Source organism: Pseudarthrobacter sp. NPDC055928 (assembly GCF_042270935.1).
In the GTDB taxonomy this organism is placed as follows: domain Bacteria; phylum Actinomycetota; class Actinomycetes; order Actinomycetales; family Micrococcaceae; genus Arthrobacter.
Genome location: NZ_JBHJZH010000011.1, coordinates 42,170 through 56,103 on the forward strand (window position 1 = coordinate 42,170; position 13,934 = coordinate 56,103).

The following is a 13,934-nucleotide window of genomic DNA, read 5'->3' on the forward strand; positions in this document are numbered from 1 at the left end:
CACCCGGTCATCGATCGAGACCCACGGGCCGGGCTTCAGTCAACGAAGCTTCCCGGGGATCACTACCGAGGACCGCGAATGCGTGATGCGGTTGATCCTCCTGTTTAGTTTTTCTACTGAAGAAGGCGGCCCGTTCCGGCAAAGGAAAGGGCCGCCCCTAAATCAGACTAGCGGCGCAGGCCGAGACGCTCGATGAGCGCGCGGTAGCGGGCGATGTCAGTCTTCTTGAGGTAGGTGAGCATGCGCTTGCGACGACCAACCATGGCCAGCAGACCGCGCTGGGTGTGGAAGTCGTGCTTGTGCTCCTTCATGTGCTCAGTGAGATCTTTGATCCGCTGAGTCAGGACTGCAACCTGGACCTCCGGTGAACCGGTGTCGCCTTCGCCGGTTGCGTATTCCTTGATGATGGACTGCTTTACAGCGGCGTCAAGTGCCACAATAACTCCTAGAGATGTGCCGTGAGGCCCGAATCAGTAATTCACTGCCGGGTGTGCCAGCGCGGGAATCCCTGGGAAATTCCCGGAGTCCCTGCACATAACAAGAACCAGCCGCCACGGACTGCAGCCGGATCCAACGTTTAGTTTACCGGCATGCCGCGCGGGTTGTCGAAACCGCGGCCCTCCAGCCGTTCCCGGATGGCGGCCACGCCGCGGTGGACTTCCTCGAAGGACGTGCTCAGCGGCGACAAACCGATCCGGATTCCTTCGGGTGCGCGGAAGTCAGGGATGACGTCCTGCTCCCACAGTTCAGCCGTCACGTCGCGGAACGCCGGATGGTCCACCGTGATGTGGCTCCCCCGCTGCTGCGGGTCGCGCGGTGATGTCAATCTGACGCCAAGGGGTTCCAGCCATGCTTCGAACAGTTCCACGGCAAAGCCGGTGAGCTTGAGCGACTTTTCCCGAATTGCCGCCATGCCGGCTTCTTCGATGAGGTCCAAGGTGCCGCGCATCGCGAGCATCCCAAAAATGGCCGGTGTGCCGCTGAGGAAACTCCGGATCCCGGGCGCGGGCTCGTAGCCGGCGGCCATCTCAAACGAGTCTTTGCGGCCCATCCAGCCCCAGATCGGCTGCTGAAGCCCCGACAGGTGCCGGCTGTTGACGTACGCGAAGGCCGGTGAACCCGGGCCGCCATTGAGGTACTTGTACGTGCACCCGGCCGCGAAATCGACGCCGGCGCCGTCCAGGTCGATCTCCACCGAGCCTGCGGAATGGCAGAGATCCCAGACCACTACGGCACCGGCGTCATGGACGGCGGCAGTAATGGCTTCCAGGTCGGCAAGGAACCCTGAGCGGTAGGCCACGTGGCTCAAAAGTACGACGGCGGTGGCAGGGCCGGTTGCCTCCCTCACCTGTGCGACGGTCACCCCGGACGAGGGATCGGATTCGATCCACCGCAGGGTCAGCCCTTCCTCGCGGGCGATGCCCTCCACGAGGTAACGGTCAGTGGGGAAGTTATCGGTGTCCAGGACAATTTCGGTGCGCTCAGGGTCGCCCACTGCTGCCACGGCCGCGCGGATGAGCTTGTAGAGCACCACTGTTGTTGAGTCTGCGATGACAGTCTGGCCCGGGGCGGCGCCGAGGACGGCGCGGCCCAGTTGGTCGCCAATGGTGTGCGGGAGTTCAAGCCATTCCTCGTCCCAGCCACGGATCAGGCGTCCGCCCCAGCTGTCCCGGATGAAGTCACTGATGTCCTGCGGCGTGCGCTTGAGCGGGCGGCCCAGCGAGTTGCCGTCCAAGTAGGAAAGTGGCGTGTCGGTGCCGATGAAGAGGTCCCGGTAGGGAGCCAACGGGTCCGCGGCATCCAGCTCTGCCGCCCGCCGGAGCAGGGCGCCGCCGTCGTGATCCTGTTTTGTTTCCTGTCCGTTCACCTTCCCGGCATCCATGCTCACTGGCCGATCTCCGTCCGGACGGCGAAGAGTTCGGGGAAGAAGGTCAGCTCAAGTGCTTTCTGCAGGAACGCGGCGCCGCTGGAGCCTCCTGTTCCGGACTTCATGCCGATGGTTCGTTGCACGGTGCGGAGGTGCCGGAAACGCCATAGCTGGAAGTTGTCCTCAAGGTCCACGAGCTCCTCGCAGGCCTCGTAGGCTCCCCAGTTATCGGCAGCGTTTTCATAGATGTGCTTGAACAGCGGCACCAGTTCCGGGCAGAATTCGTGGGCGCGCGTGACGTCGCGCTCCAGGACGGAGAGGGGCACGTCGAAGCCCTGCCTTGCGAGGTAGGACAGGAATTCGTCGTAGATGCTGGGGGCAGTGAGCAACTCCTCCAGCATGGAGTGGGCTTCGGGATCGGATTCGAACACCGGCAGCATCTTGCGGTTCTTGTTGCCGAGGATAAATTCGACGGCCCGGTACTGGCTGGACTGGAAGCCTGATGAGTTGCCGAGGAAGCCGCGGAACTGGGAGTACTCCGTGGGCGTGAGCGTGGCCAGGACCGACCACTGTTCCGTGAGCGTCTTCTGGATGTGCTTGACCCTGGCGATTCCCTTCAGCGCGGAGCCGAGGTCGTCGGCGCGGAGCCAGGCCGCGGCGCTGCGGAGTTCATGAAGAACCAGCTTTAGCCACAGCTCGGTGGTCTGGTGCTGGATGATAAACAGCAGTTCGTCGTGGTGTTCAGGTTTGCTGACGGGCTGTTGGGCGCTGAGGAGGGTGGGCAGCTGCAGGTACGAGGCGTAGCTCATGCGGGAACTGAAATCGCGGACAATGCCCTTGTCCAGTTTCCTGGTGTTCTTTTCAATGGTCACTTCGGCTGCCTTTCCTGGCGGGTGCTCCGATCAGCGGCGGACCAGGAGATCATGGGCCTGGACCACGTCCAGGCGCATCTGGTCCACCAGTGCCTCAGGCCCACGATAGGCCACCATCCCCCGGAGCCTGGCCACGAATTCCACCACTACTGTCTGGCCGTACAGATCGAAGTCCTCCACGGACTCGTCCGGACGGTCGATCACATGGGCTTCGACCTGGCGGCTGACGCCGTCAAATGTGGGGTTGGAACCAACTGAAATGGCCGCAGGCCAGCGGGTGCCGGCCTGGTCAACGAGCCACCCGGCGTAGATTCCGTCAGCAGGGATGAGTCCGGTTGCTTCATGGGCGAGGTTGGCCGTGGGGAACCCAAGCGCCCGTCCCCGGGCAGCACCGTGGACCACCTCGCCGCGCATCCGGTGCGGGCGGCCGAGCACGGCAGCGGCCGTGGCGACGTCGCCCTCCCGCAGTGCCTCACGCACCCAGGTGGAGGAGCAGCGGCGGTCCTTGCCGTCGTCGTCATGCAGGGGGTAGCCCTCCGAGCCGAACTCGCTGATGACCTGGACGTCGAAACCGAACTTCTCGCCAAGCTGCTTCATGGTGTCCAGGTCGCCGGAGTTGCCGCGGCCAAAACGGGCGTCGTGGCCGATCACCACGTGGCTGGCGTGGAGGCTGTCAACGAGTACCTGGCCGACGAACTCCTCGGCCGTAAGGGCCGCCAGGTTCAGGGAGTATTTCATCACCAGGATGGCGTCCAGGCCCAGTTCCCCCAGGGCTTCGAGTTTGTCGTGCAGGCCCATGATCATCTCGGGCGCCGACTCCGGACGGTGGATCACTGCGGGGTGGGGATCGAAGGTCACAGCCACGGCTTTGGTGCCGTTGCGGCGGGCGGACCGGATCAGCTGGGACAGCACCTGCTGGTGGCCGCGATGGACGCCGTCGAAGTTGCCGAAAGTGACAACGGATGGACCGAAGTCCGCCGGGACCTCGGACGGATCGTTCCAGATGTAGACCATCACCCTCGCCTTTTACTGCCTGCAACTGACATGTACGCGGCGCCTGACCGGCGCCGGAACTCTCTAAGATTACCCGGTATCACGGGCGCACCAGGACGGCGCCGCGGACGTGGGCGGCCGGCCGGGCCGGGAGCGGAAAACGATCAAGCCGCTGCTTGGCGTTTGCCCGGGCGCCGCCTGTACAGCCAGGCCAGGCCAAGGATCGGCAGCACCAGCGGAATAAAGGCATACCCCCGGCCAAACAAAGACCAGACGGTTTCGTGCGGGAACTGCACCGGGTCAAACACGCTCAGTGCTCCCACTACCACCACGCCCACCAATTCCACCAGCACCGCAGCCAGCGAGACCTTGAACCAGGTACTTCCGGGCTTGGCCAGGGAGACGGTAGCCACCACGTACACGAGGGCGGCAAATGCTGAGAGCAGGTAGGCCAGCGGCGCCTCGGAGAATTTCGTCAGGATCTGGTAGCCGGCCCGGGCGGTGGCGGAGATGGCGAACACAGCATAGACGGCGATCAGGAGCCTGCCGGGGCCGGTGTTCCGCGTGTCCTTGGCAGATGGGTTTGCCTTGTCCGGCGTCGCTTCGGAGCGAGGTGATTTCACGTTGCGGGCTTCTTCCACTTCAGTACCAGATCTGGTTCATTCGGGCGGCCATCACCAGGGCGGTCACCCCGACGGCGGCCAGGACAAAGTTGCTCCAGCGGGTCCGTTCGAGGATGGACCAGTAGACGGCGGCGGGTGGCAGGAGCATGGCTGTAACCAGGTAGCCCCAGAACTCCCAGGCTTCGCCTGCGATTGGTTCGCCGGCCACCACCCTGACAATGGAGCCCACGAGGTAGACCACGAGGGCCAGTTCGACGCCGGCAACGGACAGGATGGTGAGGTCGTTGGGGGCCTTCTTGAGGATTCCGGCCACCAGGCAGATGCCGCTGGAGAGGAGGCCGACAGCCAGGATGATATAGAAATATGCGTCCATGCCTAGGACTCCCGGGCGCCATTGCCGGGCGCGAAAACCAGCACAGGTTTGGCAAAGTTGCCCGAATCCGCCAGGAGCGCCACAAGGCTGCCATCAGGGGCAAACGCTGCGGCTGGATGATCAGCGGTGGCGGCCTTGGGACTGCCTGCCTCGGCGCCAGCTGCGATCCTGCGGCCGAAGGAGATCTCCGTGGTTTCCTCGGCGGTGAGCTCCCTGTTGGGCATCAGAGCCCTGGCGGCCTCGGACATCTCCAGGACCTGGAGTTCCTCGGCCAACTGTTCCAACGTCCGTGCCTGCTCCAGCGAGTAGGGGCCAACGTGGGTACGGCGGAGCGCCGTCAAGTGCCCGCCGACACCCAGCGCGTTTCCCAAGTCCCTTGCCAGGGCGCGGATGTAGGTGCCGGAAGAGCACTCCACGGTGACGTCGATGTCCACTACCGCGGAGCCCTCCGGCCCGGCGCCGTGTTCCCGGTGGATGTTGTGCACTTCGAAGCGGTGAATCGTGACCGGCCGGGCAGCGAGCTTGACCTCTTCGCCGGAGCGAACCCGGGCGTACGCCCGTTCGCCGTTGACCTTGATCGCACTGACGCTGCTGGGCACCTGCTGGATCAGCCCCGTAAGGGCCGCCACGCCGTCGTGAATGGCCTCATCCGTAACCGCGGCAGCGCTGGTGGAGGAAACGACGTCGCCCTCGGCATCGTCAGTGACGGTTGACTGGCCCAGCCGGATGGTGGCGGTGTACGTCTTGGAGGTGCCCACGATGTAGGTGAGCAGTCGCGTGGCCTTGTTAATGCCCACCACCAGAACGCCCGTGGCCATGGGATCCAGCGTCCCTGCATGCCCTACTTTCCGGGTTCCGGCGATGCGCCGCATCCGACCAACCACATCATGGCTGGTCCATCCTTGCGGTTTGTCCACTATCACCAGTCCAGAAAGCACGCCTCCCAGTATATCGGCGCCGACGGCGGCCCCGGCCCACACCCCTCAGGCCAGATCCGGGCCTGCCCGGATCCTGGCCACGGCTAGGATGGCAATCATGCCTGAGCTTGCCGCGCACGCGCGTGACGTACCCGTCAACCAGATCCGCGAAATCACAGAGGCCGCCTGGCGCAGTCCCGGGGCGATCGTGTTGAGTATCGGCGAGCCGGGCTTCGCACTCCCCCGCCACGTCCTCGAAGCCGGAATGGCATGCCTGGACAGGGACGAAACCAACTACACACCCAACGCCGGCATCCCGGCACTCCGCGAAGCGTTTGCTGCCAGGTTTAGCGCCGGCGTCAGCCATGGCATCGGCGCCGAGCGGGTGTACGTAGTGGCCGGCGCGCAGCAGGGCCTGCACCTTGCCATGAGCCTGCTGCTCTCCCCTGGCGATGAGATCCTGATCCCCAACCCGGGCTACCCAACGTTCGCCATGACCAGCCGGCTCCTCAGCGCCATCCCGGTGGGGTATCCGCTGTATCCCGAGGAGGACTTCCAGCCCCGGATCCAGGACATCGAGGCCCTCATCACGGACCGGACGCGCGTGCTCGTGCTGAACTCGCCCTCCAATCCCTTGGGCGCAGTCCTCGGCGAGGAACTAACGCGGCAACTCGTGGAACTCGCCCGCCGGCACGACCTCTGGATCATTTCCGATGAATGCTACGAGGCTTTCACCTACGATGTTCCCCACGTCAGCCCGGCGCGGTTCGACAGCGACGAGCCCGGTGAGGCGCGCGTCTTCACGTCCCTGACGCTGTCCAAGACGTACGGCCTGACCGGCCTCCGGATCGGTGCCCTGGTCTGCCCGCCCGGGCTGGAGCAGAAGATGAACAACGTGATGGAGGCGATTGTCTCCTGCGTTGCGTCGCCCTCGCAGTATGCGGCGCTCGCGGCCCTCACCGGACCACAGGACTACGTCCGGGACACCCACGCCCACTACCGGGCCAACCGGGATGCGGCTTCGGCCGTCCTCGACGCCAAGGGGATTCCGTACTTGAGCGCGCAAGGGGCCTTCTATCTCTGGGCCGACGTTTCCCACGTGACCGAGGGCGACGTCCGAGGTTGGGTCCGCCGGTTCCTCGCCGGCTCGGGGGTGGCGCTGGCGCCGGGAACGGCTTTCGGCTCGATCGGCGAGGGTTGGGTGCGGATTGCACTGTGCGGCAGTCTGGACGAGTTGGTGGAGGGCGTTGGCCGGTTGCCCGAGCGCACTTGAGTCAAGAACCCTAACTGCGGCTGTCGGCCAACGCCCCATCCAGCCAGGAGCGAAGCGCCGCCGCAGGAGCCGCCCCCGCCTGCCGGGCTACCACTCTTCCGTCGACGATAACCATCAGCGTGGGGATGGCCTGCACGTCGAACCGCCGGGAAAGCTGCGGGGAACGGTCAACGTCCACCTTAACGAGCTTGATCCGGCCGGCCCGTTCCACGGCAAGTTTGTCCAGCACCGGGCTCACCATCCGGCAAGGACCGCACCAGGCAGCCCAGAAATCGATGAGTGCGGGAACCGGGGACCGTTCTGCAATCAAGGCGAAGTTGTGATCGCCAGCGGTAACGATCCAAGGCAGGTCCAACCGGCAACTGCCGCAGCGTGGACGGCCGCCAGCGTCGGCGGGAACCCTGTTGGTCTTCCCGCAGTTGGGGCACTTGATGAGCGTTGGTTCCGCTGCGCTGGGCTCCACTGCGCATTCTGCCTTCCGGGTCAGTAGTGTGTGCGGTGCCTATTGCGCCGCCACGCTTCAAACGGGGCGTCCGACGCCGACACATCAGCCTGGGCGACCGGCAACAGTTCCGGCCGGGTGCCGCTGAAATAGTCATAGAACACGGCGTCGTCGAAGCCTGCTGCGGCGGCTCCGTGCCGGTCGGCGGCGAAGTAGACACGGTCGATGCGGGCCCAGAGGGCGGCCGCCAGGCACAACGGGCATGGCTCACAACTGGTGTAGAGAACAGCCCCGCGCAGGTCAAACTTCGCTGTGGCCGCCGCGGCCGTCCGGATCGCTACGACTTCCGCGTGTGCCGTGGGGTCGTTGTCCCGGGTGACGCGGTTGATGCCTTGATGGACGCGTCCGTCCACTGTCACCACCAGCGCACCGAAGGGACCACCGCCGTCGGCAACGTTCTTCACGGCCAGTTCAACGGCCTGTTCCAGGTATCGGGAAGCTTCATGGTTCTCGCTCGCCAGGGTCATAGCTAGATCCTAGCCCGGCAGACGCAGGAAGGCCCGGACTGCAGTTGCAGTCCGGGCCTTCCTGTAAGCCACGCTGTGGTGCGTCAGAGGCCTACTTGTTGCCGTCTTCGTCGAGTTCTTCGTCGTCGGTGACGTCAAGGTCCTCTTCGTCGAAATCGTCCTCGTCGATCTCCACATCGGCAGGCACATCACGCTTGTAGGGATCGGCGTCGCCGGCGTGCTTGGCCTTCTCGGCGAGGGCGGCAACCTCGGCGTCGCGCTTCTTCGCGGCCCGGAGGAGTTCCTCGAGGTTGGAGGCAACCACGGGAATCTGGTCGGCCACGAATTCAAGGCTGGGAGTCAGCCGGACCGTTACGTTCCGGCCCACTTCCTGGCGAAGCACGCCTTTGGCCTTCTCAAGACCCTTGGCAGCATCAGCCTGGACAGCCTGGTCACCAAACACGGTGTAGTAGAGGGTGGCGTGCTGCAGGTCGTTGGTCACCCGGGCATCGGTAATAGTGATGCCTTCAAGCCGAGGATCCTTAACCTTCCGGCCCAGGGCCTCGGCAACAACAACCTTAATCCGCTGCGCCAACTTGGCAGCCCGTGCGGGATCAGCCATGAACAACTCCTAAAAATTTGGATGTACGACGGCGGCTTGGCGGCTGCGTCGCACGTTTAGTTTGGATGCCACGCGCCTTAGGCGAGCCTACGACGGACCCGCGTTTGGGTTTTTCCGGCGGCCTGGGAGTGGCATCGGGCCTGTCGGAGCCGGGCGGCTTGCGATCGCAGATCGCCAGCCGTCCGGCGAAGGGGCGGGGCCGCCGGGAAAACCCAACGACCCCGACCCTGTGGAACTAAACCGACTTAGACGCGCGGCTTCTCGCGCATCTCGAAGGTCTCAATGATGTCGCCTTCGGTGATGTCGTTGAACGAGCCAAGACCGATACCACACTCGAAGTCCGTACGGACCTCGGTGGCGTCGTCCTTGAAGCGCTTGAGCGTCTCAACGGTGAGGTTGTCACCGATGATCTTGCCGTCGCGGCTGATGCGCGCCTTGGTGTTGCGTCGGATGATGCCCGAGCGAACGATGGAACCTGCGATGTTGCCGAACTTGGAGGAACGGAACACTTCGCGGACCTCGGCGGTGCCCAGCTGGACCTCTTCGTACTCGGGCTTGAGCATGCCCTTGAGGGCCATCTCGATGTCATCGATTGCCGAGTAGATGACGGAGTAGAAGCGCATGTCCACGCCTTCGCGGTCTGCCAGTTCGGCAACACGCTCGGCAGGCTTGACGTTGAAGCCGATGATGACGGCGCTGTCGACCGTCGCCAGGTTGACGTCGTTCTGCGTGATGGCACCAACGCCGCGGTGGATGACGCGCAGCTGCACGCCTTCGCCGACGTCGATCTTGAGCAGCGCGTCTTCGAGGGCTTCCACGGCACCGGACACGTCACCCTTGAGGATGAGGTTGAGGGTGTCGATCTTGCCGTCGGCCACGGCCTGGTCGAAGTCTTCCAGGCTGATGCGCTTGCGGCGCTTCGCCAGGGCGGCGTTGCGGTCGGCTGCTTCACGCTTCTCGGCGATCTGGCGGGCGGTGCGCTCGTCAGCGGTCACAAAGAAGGTGTCACCGGCGCGCGGCACGTTGGACAGACCCAGGACCTGCACGGGGCGGGACGGGCCGGCCTCGGTCAAGGCGCTGCCGTCGTCGTCGAACATGGCGCGGACGCGGCCGTGGGCCGTGCCTGCAACGATGGTGTCGCCGACGCGCAGTGAACCGGACTGCACCAGGACGGTGGCCACGGAACCGCGGCCCTTGTCCAGGTTGGCTTCGATCGCGATACCGCGTGCGTCCTTGTTCGGGTTGGCGCGCATGTCCAGGGCGGCGTCTGCGGTGAGCAGGACGGCCTCGAGCAGCTCGTCGATGTTGAGGTTCTGGCGGGCAGAGACCTCCACGAACATGGTATCGCCACCGTATTCTTCGGGAACCAGGCCGTACTCGGTCAGCTGGCCGCGGACCTTGTCCGGGTTGGCGCCTTCCTTGTCGATCTTGTTCACGGCCACCACGATCGGCACATTCGCTGCCTGTGCGTGGTTGAGCGCTTCAACGGTCTGCGGCATTACGCCGTCGTCCGCTGCGACCACCAGGATGGCGATGTCAGTGACCTTGGCACCACGGGCACGCATGGCGGTGAACGCCTCGTGGCCCGGAGTATCAATGAAGGTGATCTTGCGATCGGTGCCTTCGTGGTTGTGCGTGACCTGGTAAGCACCGATGTGCTGCGTAATGCCACCGTGCTCGCCGGCCATGACGTCCGACTTGCGGATGGCGTCGAGCAGGCGGGTCTTACCGTGGTCAACGTGGCCCATGACGGTGACAACCGGAGGACGTGCCTCGAGGTCTTCGTCGCCTTCGGCTTCCAGCTCTGCTTCGAAGTCGATGTCGAAGGTGGAGAGCAGCTCGCGCTCCTCATCCTCCGGCGACACAACCTGGAGCTTGTAGCCAAGCTCCTCGCCGAGCAGTGCGAAGGTTTCCTCATCCAGTGACTGGGTGGCCGTGGCCATTTCACCCAGGTGGAAGAGAACGGTGACCAGCGCTGCGGGGTTTGCCTCGATCTTGTCGGCAAAGTCCGTGATGGACGAACCGCGGCGGAGCCGTACTACGGTGTTGCCATCGCCGCGGGGTACGCTCACGCCACCCAGCGACGGGGCACTCATCTGCTCAAGTTCCTGGCGCTTGGCACGCTTCGACTTGCGCTGCTTGCCACGGCCTGCGCCGCCCTTACCGAAAGCACCCTGGGTGCCACCGCGTCCGCGGCCACCCTTGCCAAAGCCGCCTCCGGCCGGAGCGCCGCCACCGGCACCGGGAGCACCGGTACCTGGTGCGCCACCCGGACGTCCCGGACCACGGCCACCGGCACCCGGACGGCCTGCACCAGCCGGTGCGGGACGCTCAGTGCGGTTAGGCATCATGCCCGGAGTAGGACGGTTTCCACCGGCACCACCGGGACGCGGTGCCCCGGGTCGCGGACCACCGGCACCTGCTGCGGGACGGGGACCGCCCGCACCGGCTGCCGGACGCGGACCACCGGGACGGGGGCCACCGGCACCGGCTGCCGGACGGGGACCACCGGGGCGTTCGCCGTCGGTACGGCCACCGGCGCGGGGCATGCCCTGGGAGGTAGCGAACGGGTTGTTACCCGGACGCGGAGCGCGCTCACCATCGCCGCGGCCGCGGGGCATGCCCTGGGACGTAGCGAACGGGTTGTTGCCCGGACGGGGGCCGCCGGGACGCGGCGCAGAGCCGCCCTGTGCAGCTCCGCCTGAGCGGGTGGGTGCTGCCGGAGTCTCTGCCTTGGGGGCGGGACGGGCGCCCGGCTTGGCTCCGGTGGACGGAGCGCTTGCTGCCGGAGCCGAAGCAGCCGGGGCTGGTGCAGCCGGAGCTGCAGAAGCGGCAACGGGCGCAGCCGGGGCTGCGGGCGCTGCAGCGGCAGGCGCCGGAGCTTTGGGGGCTGCTGGACCAGGAGCAGGTGCTGCCGGACGTGATTCTGCCGACGGGGCAGGCGCCTTGGGCGCGGCTGCCGGAGCTGCGGCCTTAGCCGCGGCGTCGGGATAGGCGTTGCGGAGTTTCCGCACCACCGGGGCCTCAATGGTGGAAGAGGCGGAGCGAACGAATTCGCCCAGTTCCTGCAGTTTTGTCACTGCATCTTTGGAAGTAATACCGAGCTCTTTAGCGAGCTCGTGTACGCGGACCTTGGCCACATTTCTCCTGTCTCGGTCCGCACCGAGCCAGGCACGAACCGTCTACTTCTTACTGCGGGCCCTCACCGCGGCTGCGGCTGCAGGGCCCATTGCAGAGCGCAACAAAGTTGTCATCGTTGCGCACTCATCGCTGGGAACTCATCGGGTTTCCATCAGTTTTCTGACCCGCTTTCAGGTTGGACGGTTGTTGCTGCAGCTACCGGAGGTAACCGCAGCGGGCCTTCAGCGCCCGCGCCTGCCTTGATCCGGCGTTCGACGTCGGCGGTCCCGGTCGCGCCGTTAAGGGCACGTCCGAATGCTCGCCGCTTGACCGCCAGGGCCAGGCACGATTCGCTGGGGTGCAGCCATGCACCCCGGCCAGCCATCCGGCGTCGTTCATCGACTATGACAGCGGACGAACCGCTGGCATCAGCCACGAGCCGGAGGAGCTCCGACCGCGGACCCTTCTTCCGGCATCCGATGCAGGTACGCTGCGGTTGATTCTCGCTGTGAAGCACTTCTGCCACGGTGAGCATCTTCCTGACGTACTAGCTGCCAGCCCATGCCAGCCCGCCACAGCAAACTGCAGGGAGGGCACGCAAGGGCGCACGAATACCGGCCGTTAGGCGCGGTCATTGTCTATTCTAGCCCCTCGGGGCCATTCTGCCGGAAACCGGCGTGCCGACGGAGGGTATCCGCCGTCGGCTGCCGGACCTGGTGAGGTTCAGTTTTCGCGCGGCGACGCGGCGTCAGAGACGATGTCGATCCGCCAGCCGGTCAGCTTCGCTGCCAGGCGGGCGTTTTGGCCCTCTTTGCCAATGGCCAGCGACAGCTGATAGTCCGGGACGACAACCCGGGCCGAACGGGTGGCTTCGTCGATGATCGTGACGGAATTCACACGCGACGGGGACAAGGCGCTGGCAATGAAGGTCGCTGGGTCCTCGCTGAAATCGACGATATCGATCTTCTCGTCGTTCAGTTCAGTCATGACCGCCCGCACGCGTGAGCCCATTTCACCGATGCACGCACCTTTGGCGTTGATGCCAGGGGTGTTCGCCTTGACGGCGATCTTGGTGCGGTGGCCAGCTTCGCGGGCCAGTGCAACGATCTCCACGGACCTGTCCGCGATTTCCGGCACCTCCAGTTCGAAGAGCTTCCGGACAAGGCCCGGGTGCGACCGGGACAGTGTGACGGACGGGCCCTTAGTACCGCGGTGGACGTCGATAACCAGGGCGCGGAGCCGGTTGCCGTGGGTGTACTTCTCCCCCGGCACCTGCTCGGGCGGCGGGAGCAGCGCTTCCACGGTGCCCAGGTTGACCTGGATCATGTGCGGATTGTTGCCCTGCTGGATCAGCCCGGCAACGAGTTCACCCTCGCGGCCCTTGAACTCGCCCAGGACGGCGTCGTCCTCGACGTCCCGGAGGCGCTGCAGGATGATCTGCCGTGCCGTGCTTGCCGCAATGCGGCCGAACCCGGCCGGGGTGTCCTCGAACTCGCCGATGGGGGCACCGTCGTCGTCGATCTCCACAGCCCAGATGGTCACGTGTCCGCTCTTGCGGTCCAGTTCGGCGCGGGCCTTCTCGAAGGCGCCGGGCGACTTGTGGTAGGCCACCAGGAGCGCCTGCTCAATGGTGGGGATCAGGAGGTCCAGCGGGATTTCACGCTCACGCTCCAGAAGTCTCAGTGCGCTCATGTCAATATCCATCAGGCCTCCTCAGAAGGTCCATTGTGCTCAGGTTCCAGACCGGCCTCGTCGAGGTGGCTGAATTCGATCTCGACTTTTCCGTTGCGGATCCTGTCGAAAGGAAGTTTTACGGGTTCGCCCTGCTTGGGCTTCATACCCTTTTTGACGGCGATCTCCGGGACGAGGGTCACGCCGGATTCGTCCACGGCTTTGACCCTGCCGGTGATGTTGTCGCCTTGGATGACGTTGACCTTGACCAGGCGCCCGCGGGCCCGGCGCCAGTGACGCTCTTCCGTCAGGGGCCGGCCCACGCCGGGAGAGGAAACTTCGAGGTCATAGGGTCGGCCGTCGTCGCCGGGGTCGTTGTCCAGGACGTCGGACAGGACTTTGGAGATATCGGCGATGACGTCCAAATTGACGCCGCCGGTCTCCTCCTGCGGCAGGTCCACCACCACGTGGACCACCCGGTGCGAGCCGGGGATGATGGAGACGTCCTCAAGGTACAGGCGGTTGGCCTGGACCGAGGGTTCAAGTAAGGCCCGAAGCCGGGCAGCTTCCGGATTGTAGGCAGGCGCAACGTCAGCCCTACCCGTTCCGGTACGGTCTGATGAAGTCGTGGCTTCTGCATTACTCACGATGCCGG

The 13,934-nt window shown here is 65.1% G+C and carries 15 protein-coding genes; 1 reads left to right on the forward strand and 14 read right to left on the reverse strand.

Features of this window, described 5'->3' with window-relative positions; translation table 11 throughout:
• Positions 1–167 precede the first annotated feature (167 nt).
• The 7 genes from rpsO to truB all read right to left on the reverse strand — a co-directional run bounded on the left by rpsO (position 168) and on the right by truB (position 5,666).
• Positions 168–437: a 30S ribosomal protein S15 gene (rpsO, locus tag ACFC25_RS14300; RefSeq protein ID WP_310166300.1), complete on the reverse strand. Its 270-nt coding sequence runs from the start codon at positions 435–437 to the stop codon at positions 168–170.
• Positions 438–577: 140 nt separating this feature from the next.
• Positions 578–1,882, reverse strand: coding sequence for a kynureninase (kynU, locus tag ACFC25_RS14305; RefSeq protein WP_376046423.1), 1,305 nt, complete (start codon positions 1,880–1,882; stop codon positions 578–580).
• A gap of 2 nt (positions 1,883–1,884) precedes the next feature.
• Complete coding sequence (kynA, locus tag ACFC25_RS14310; protein WP_337347612.1) at positions 1,885–2,739, reverse strand: tryptophan 2,3-dioxygenase; 855 nt, start codon at positions 2,737–2,739, stop codon at positions 1,885–1,887.
• Positions 2,740–2,769: 30 nt separating this feature from the next.
• A complete protein-coding gene (locus tag ACFC25_RS14315; RefSeq protein WP_337347611.1) occupies positions 2,770–3,753 on the reverse strand; it encodes a bifunctional riboflavin kinase/FAD synthetase in 984 nt (327 codons plus the stop codon).
• A 143-nt stretch (positions 3,754–3,896) separates the two neighbouring features.
• Positions 3,897–4,355: a hypothetical protein gene (locus ACFC25_RS14320; RefSeq protein ID WP_337347610.1), complete on the reverse strand. Its 459-nt coding sequence runs from the start codon at positions 4,353–4,355 to the stop codon at positions 3,897–3,899.
• A gap of 19 nt (positions 4,356–4,374) precedes the next feature.
• Positions 4,375–4,728, reverse strand: coding sequence for a hypothetical protein (locus ACFC25_RS14325; RefSeq protein ID WP_376046219.1), 354 nt, complete (start codon positions 4,726–4,728; stop codon positions 4,375–4,377).
• Positions 4,729–4,730: 2 nt separating this feature from the next.
• On the reverse strand, positions 4,731–5,666 hold the full coding sequence (gene truB / locus ACFC25_RS14330) for a tRNA pseudouridine(55) synthase TruB (RefSeq protein ID WP_376046221.1): 936 nt from the start codon (positions 5,664–5,666) through the stop codon (positions 4,731–4,733).
• A 97-nt stretch (positions 5,667–5,763) separates the two neighbouring features.
• Between truB and ACFC25_RS14335 the strand changes: the two genes are divergently transcribed.
• Complete coding sequence (locus tag ACFC25_RS14335) at positions 5,764–6,918, forward strand: pyridoxal phosphate-dependent aminotransferase (protein ID WP_376046223.1); 1,155 nt, start codon at positions 5,764–5,766, stop codon at positions 6,916–6,918.
• Positions 6,919–6,928: 10 nt separating this feature from the next.
• Here the strand turns inward: ACFC25_RS14335 and trxA are convergent, their stop codons facing one another.
• The 7 genes from trxA to rimP form a co-directional block, all read right to left on the reverse strand.
• A complete protein-coding gene (trxA, locus tag ACFC25_RS14340) occupies positions 6,929–7,381 on the reverse strand; it encodes a thioredoxin (RefSeq protein WP_337347606.1) in 453 nt (150 codons plus the stop codon).
• A gap of 20 nt (positions 7,382–7,401) precedes the next feature.
• Entirely contained in the window at positions 7,402–7,887 is a 486-nt protein-coding gene (locus ACFC25_RS14345) for a nucleoside deaminase (RefSeq protein WP_376046227.1), read from the reverse strand.
• 91 nt (positions 7,888–7,978) lie between these two features.
• On the reverse strand, positions 7,979–8,488 hold the full coding sequence (gene rbfA, locus ACFC25_RS14350; RefSeq protein WP_337347604.1) for a 30S ribosome-binding factor RbfA: 510 nt from the start codon (positions 8,486–8,488) through the stop codon (positions 7,979–7,981).
• 245 nt (positions 8,489–8,733) lie between these two features.
• Positions 8,734–11,628, reverse strand: coding sequence for a translation initiation factor IF-2 (gene infB / locus ACFC25_RS14355; RefSeq protein ID WP_376046231.1), 2,895 nt, complete (start codon positions 11,626–11,628; stop codon positions 8,734–8,736).
• A gap of 152 nt (positions 11,629–11,780) precedes the next feature.
• Positions 11,781–12,143, reverse strand: a complete 363-nt coding sequence (locus ACFC25_RS14360; protein ID WP_337347602.1) for a YlxR family protein — start codon at positions 12,141–12,143, stop codon at positions 11,781–11,783.
• A 188-nt stretch (positions 12,144–12,331) separates the two neighbouring features.
• Complete coding sequence (nusA, locus tag ACFC25_RS14365; RefSeq protein ID WP_337347601.1) at positions 12,332–13,312, reverse strand: transcription termination factor NusA; 981 nt, start codon at positions 13,310–13,312, stop codon at positions 12,332–12,334.
• Positions 13,312–13,926: a ribosome maturation factor RimP gene (rimP, locus tag ACFC25_RS14370; RefSeq protein WP_376046235.1), complete on the reverse strand. Its 615-nt coding sequence runs from the start codon at positions 13,924–13,926 to the stop codon at positions 13,312–13,314. The genes nusA and rimP overlap by 1 nt, the downstream gene beginning before the upstream one ends.
• Positions 13,927–13,934 lie beyond the last annotated feature (8 nt).

Excerpts from the sequence above, each read along its gene's own strand:
- kynU (WP_376046423.1), bottom strand. The coding sequence starts at position 1,882 with ATGGATGCCGGGAAGGTGAACGGACAGGAAACAAAACAGGATCACGAC.
- ACFC25_RS14315 (WP_337347611.1), bottom strand. The coding sequence starts at position 3,753 with ATGGTCTACATCTGGAACGATCCGTCCGAGGTCCCGGCGGACTTCGGT.
- ACFC25_RS14325 (WP_376046219.1), bottom strand. The coding sequence starts at position 4,728 with ATGGACGCATATTTCTATATCATCCTGGCTGTCGGCCTCCTCTCCAGC.
- ACFC25_RS14335 (WP_376046223.1), top strand. The coding sequence starts at position 5,764 with ATGCCTGAGCTTGCCGCGCACGCGCGTGACGTACCCGTCAACCAGATC.
- ACFC25_RS14345 (WP_376046227.1), bottom strand. The coding sequence starts at position 7,887 with ATGACCCTGGCGAGCGAGAACCATGAAGCTTCCCGATACCTGGAACAG.
- rbfA (WP_337347604.1), bottom strand. The coding sequence starts at position 8,488 with ATGGCTGATCCCGCACGGGCTGCCAAGTTGGCGCAGCGGATTAAGGTT.
- ACFC25_RS14360 (WP_337347602.1), bottom strand. The coding sequence starts at position 12,143 with ATGCTCACCGTGGCAGAAGTGCTTCACAGCGAGAATCAACCGCAGCGT.
- nusA (WP_337347601.1), bottom strand. The coding sequence starts at position 13,312 with ATGGATATTGACATGAGCGCACTGAGACTTCTGGAGCGTGAGCGTGAA.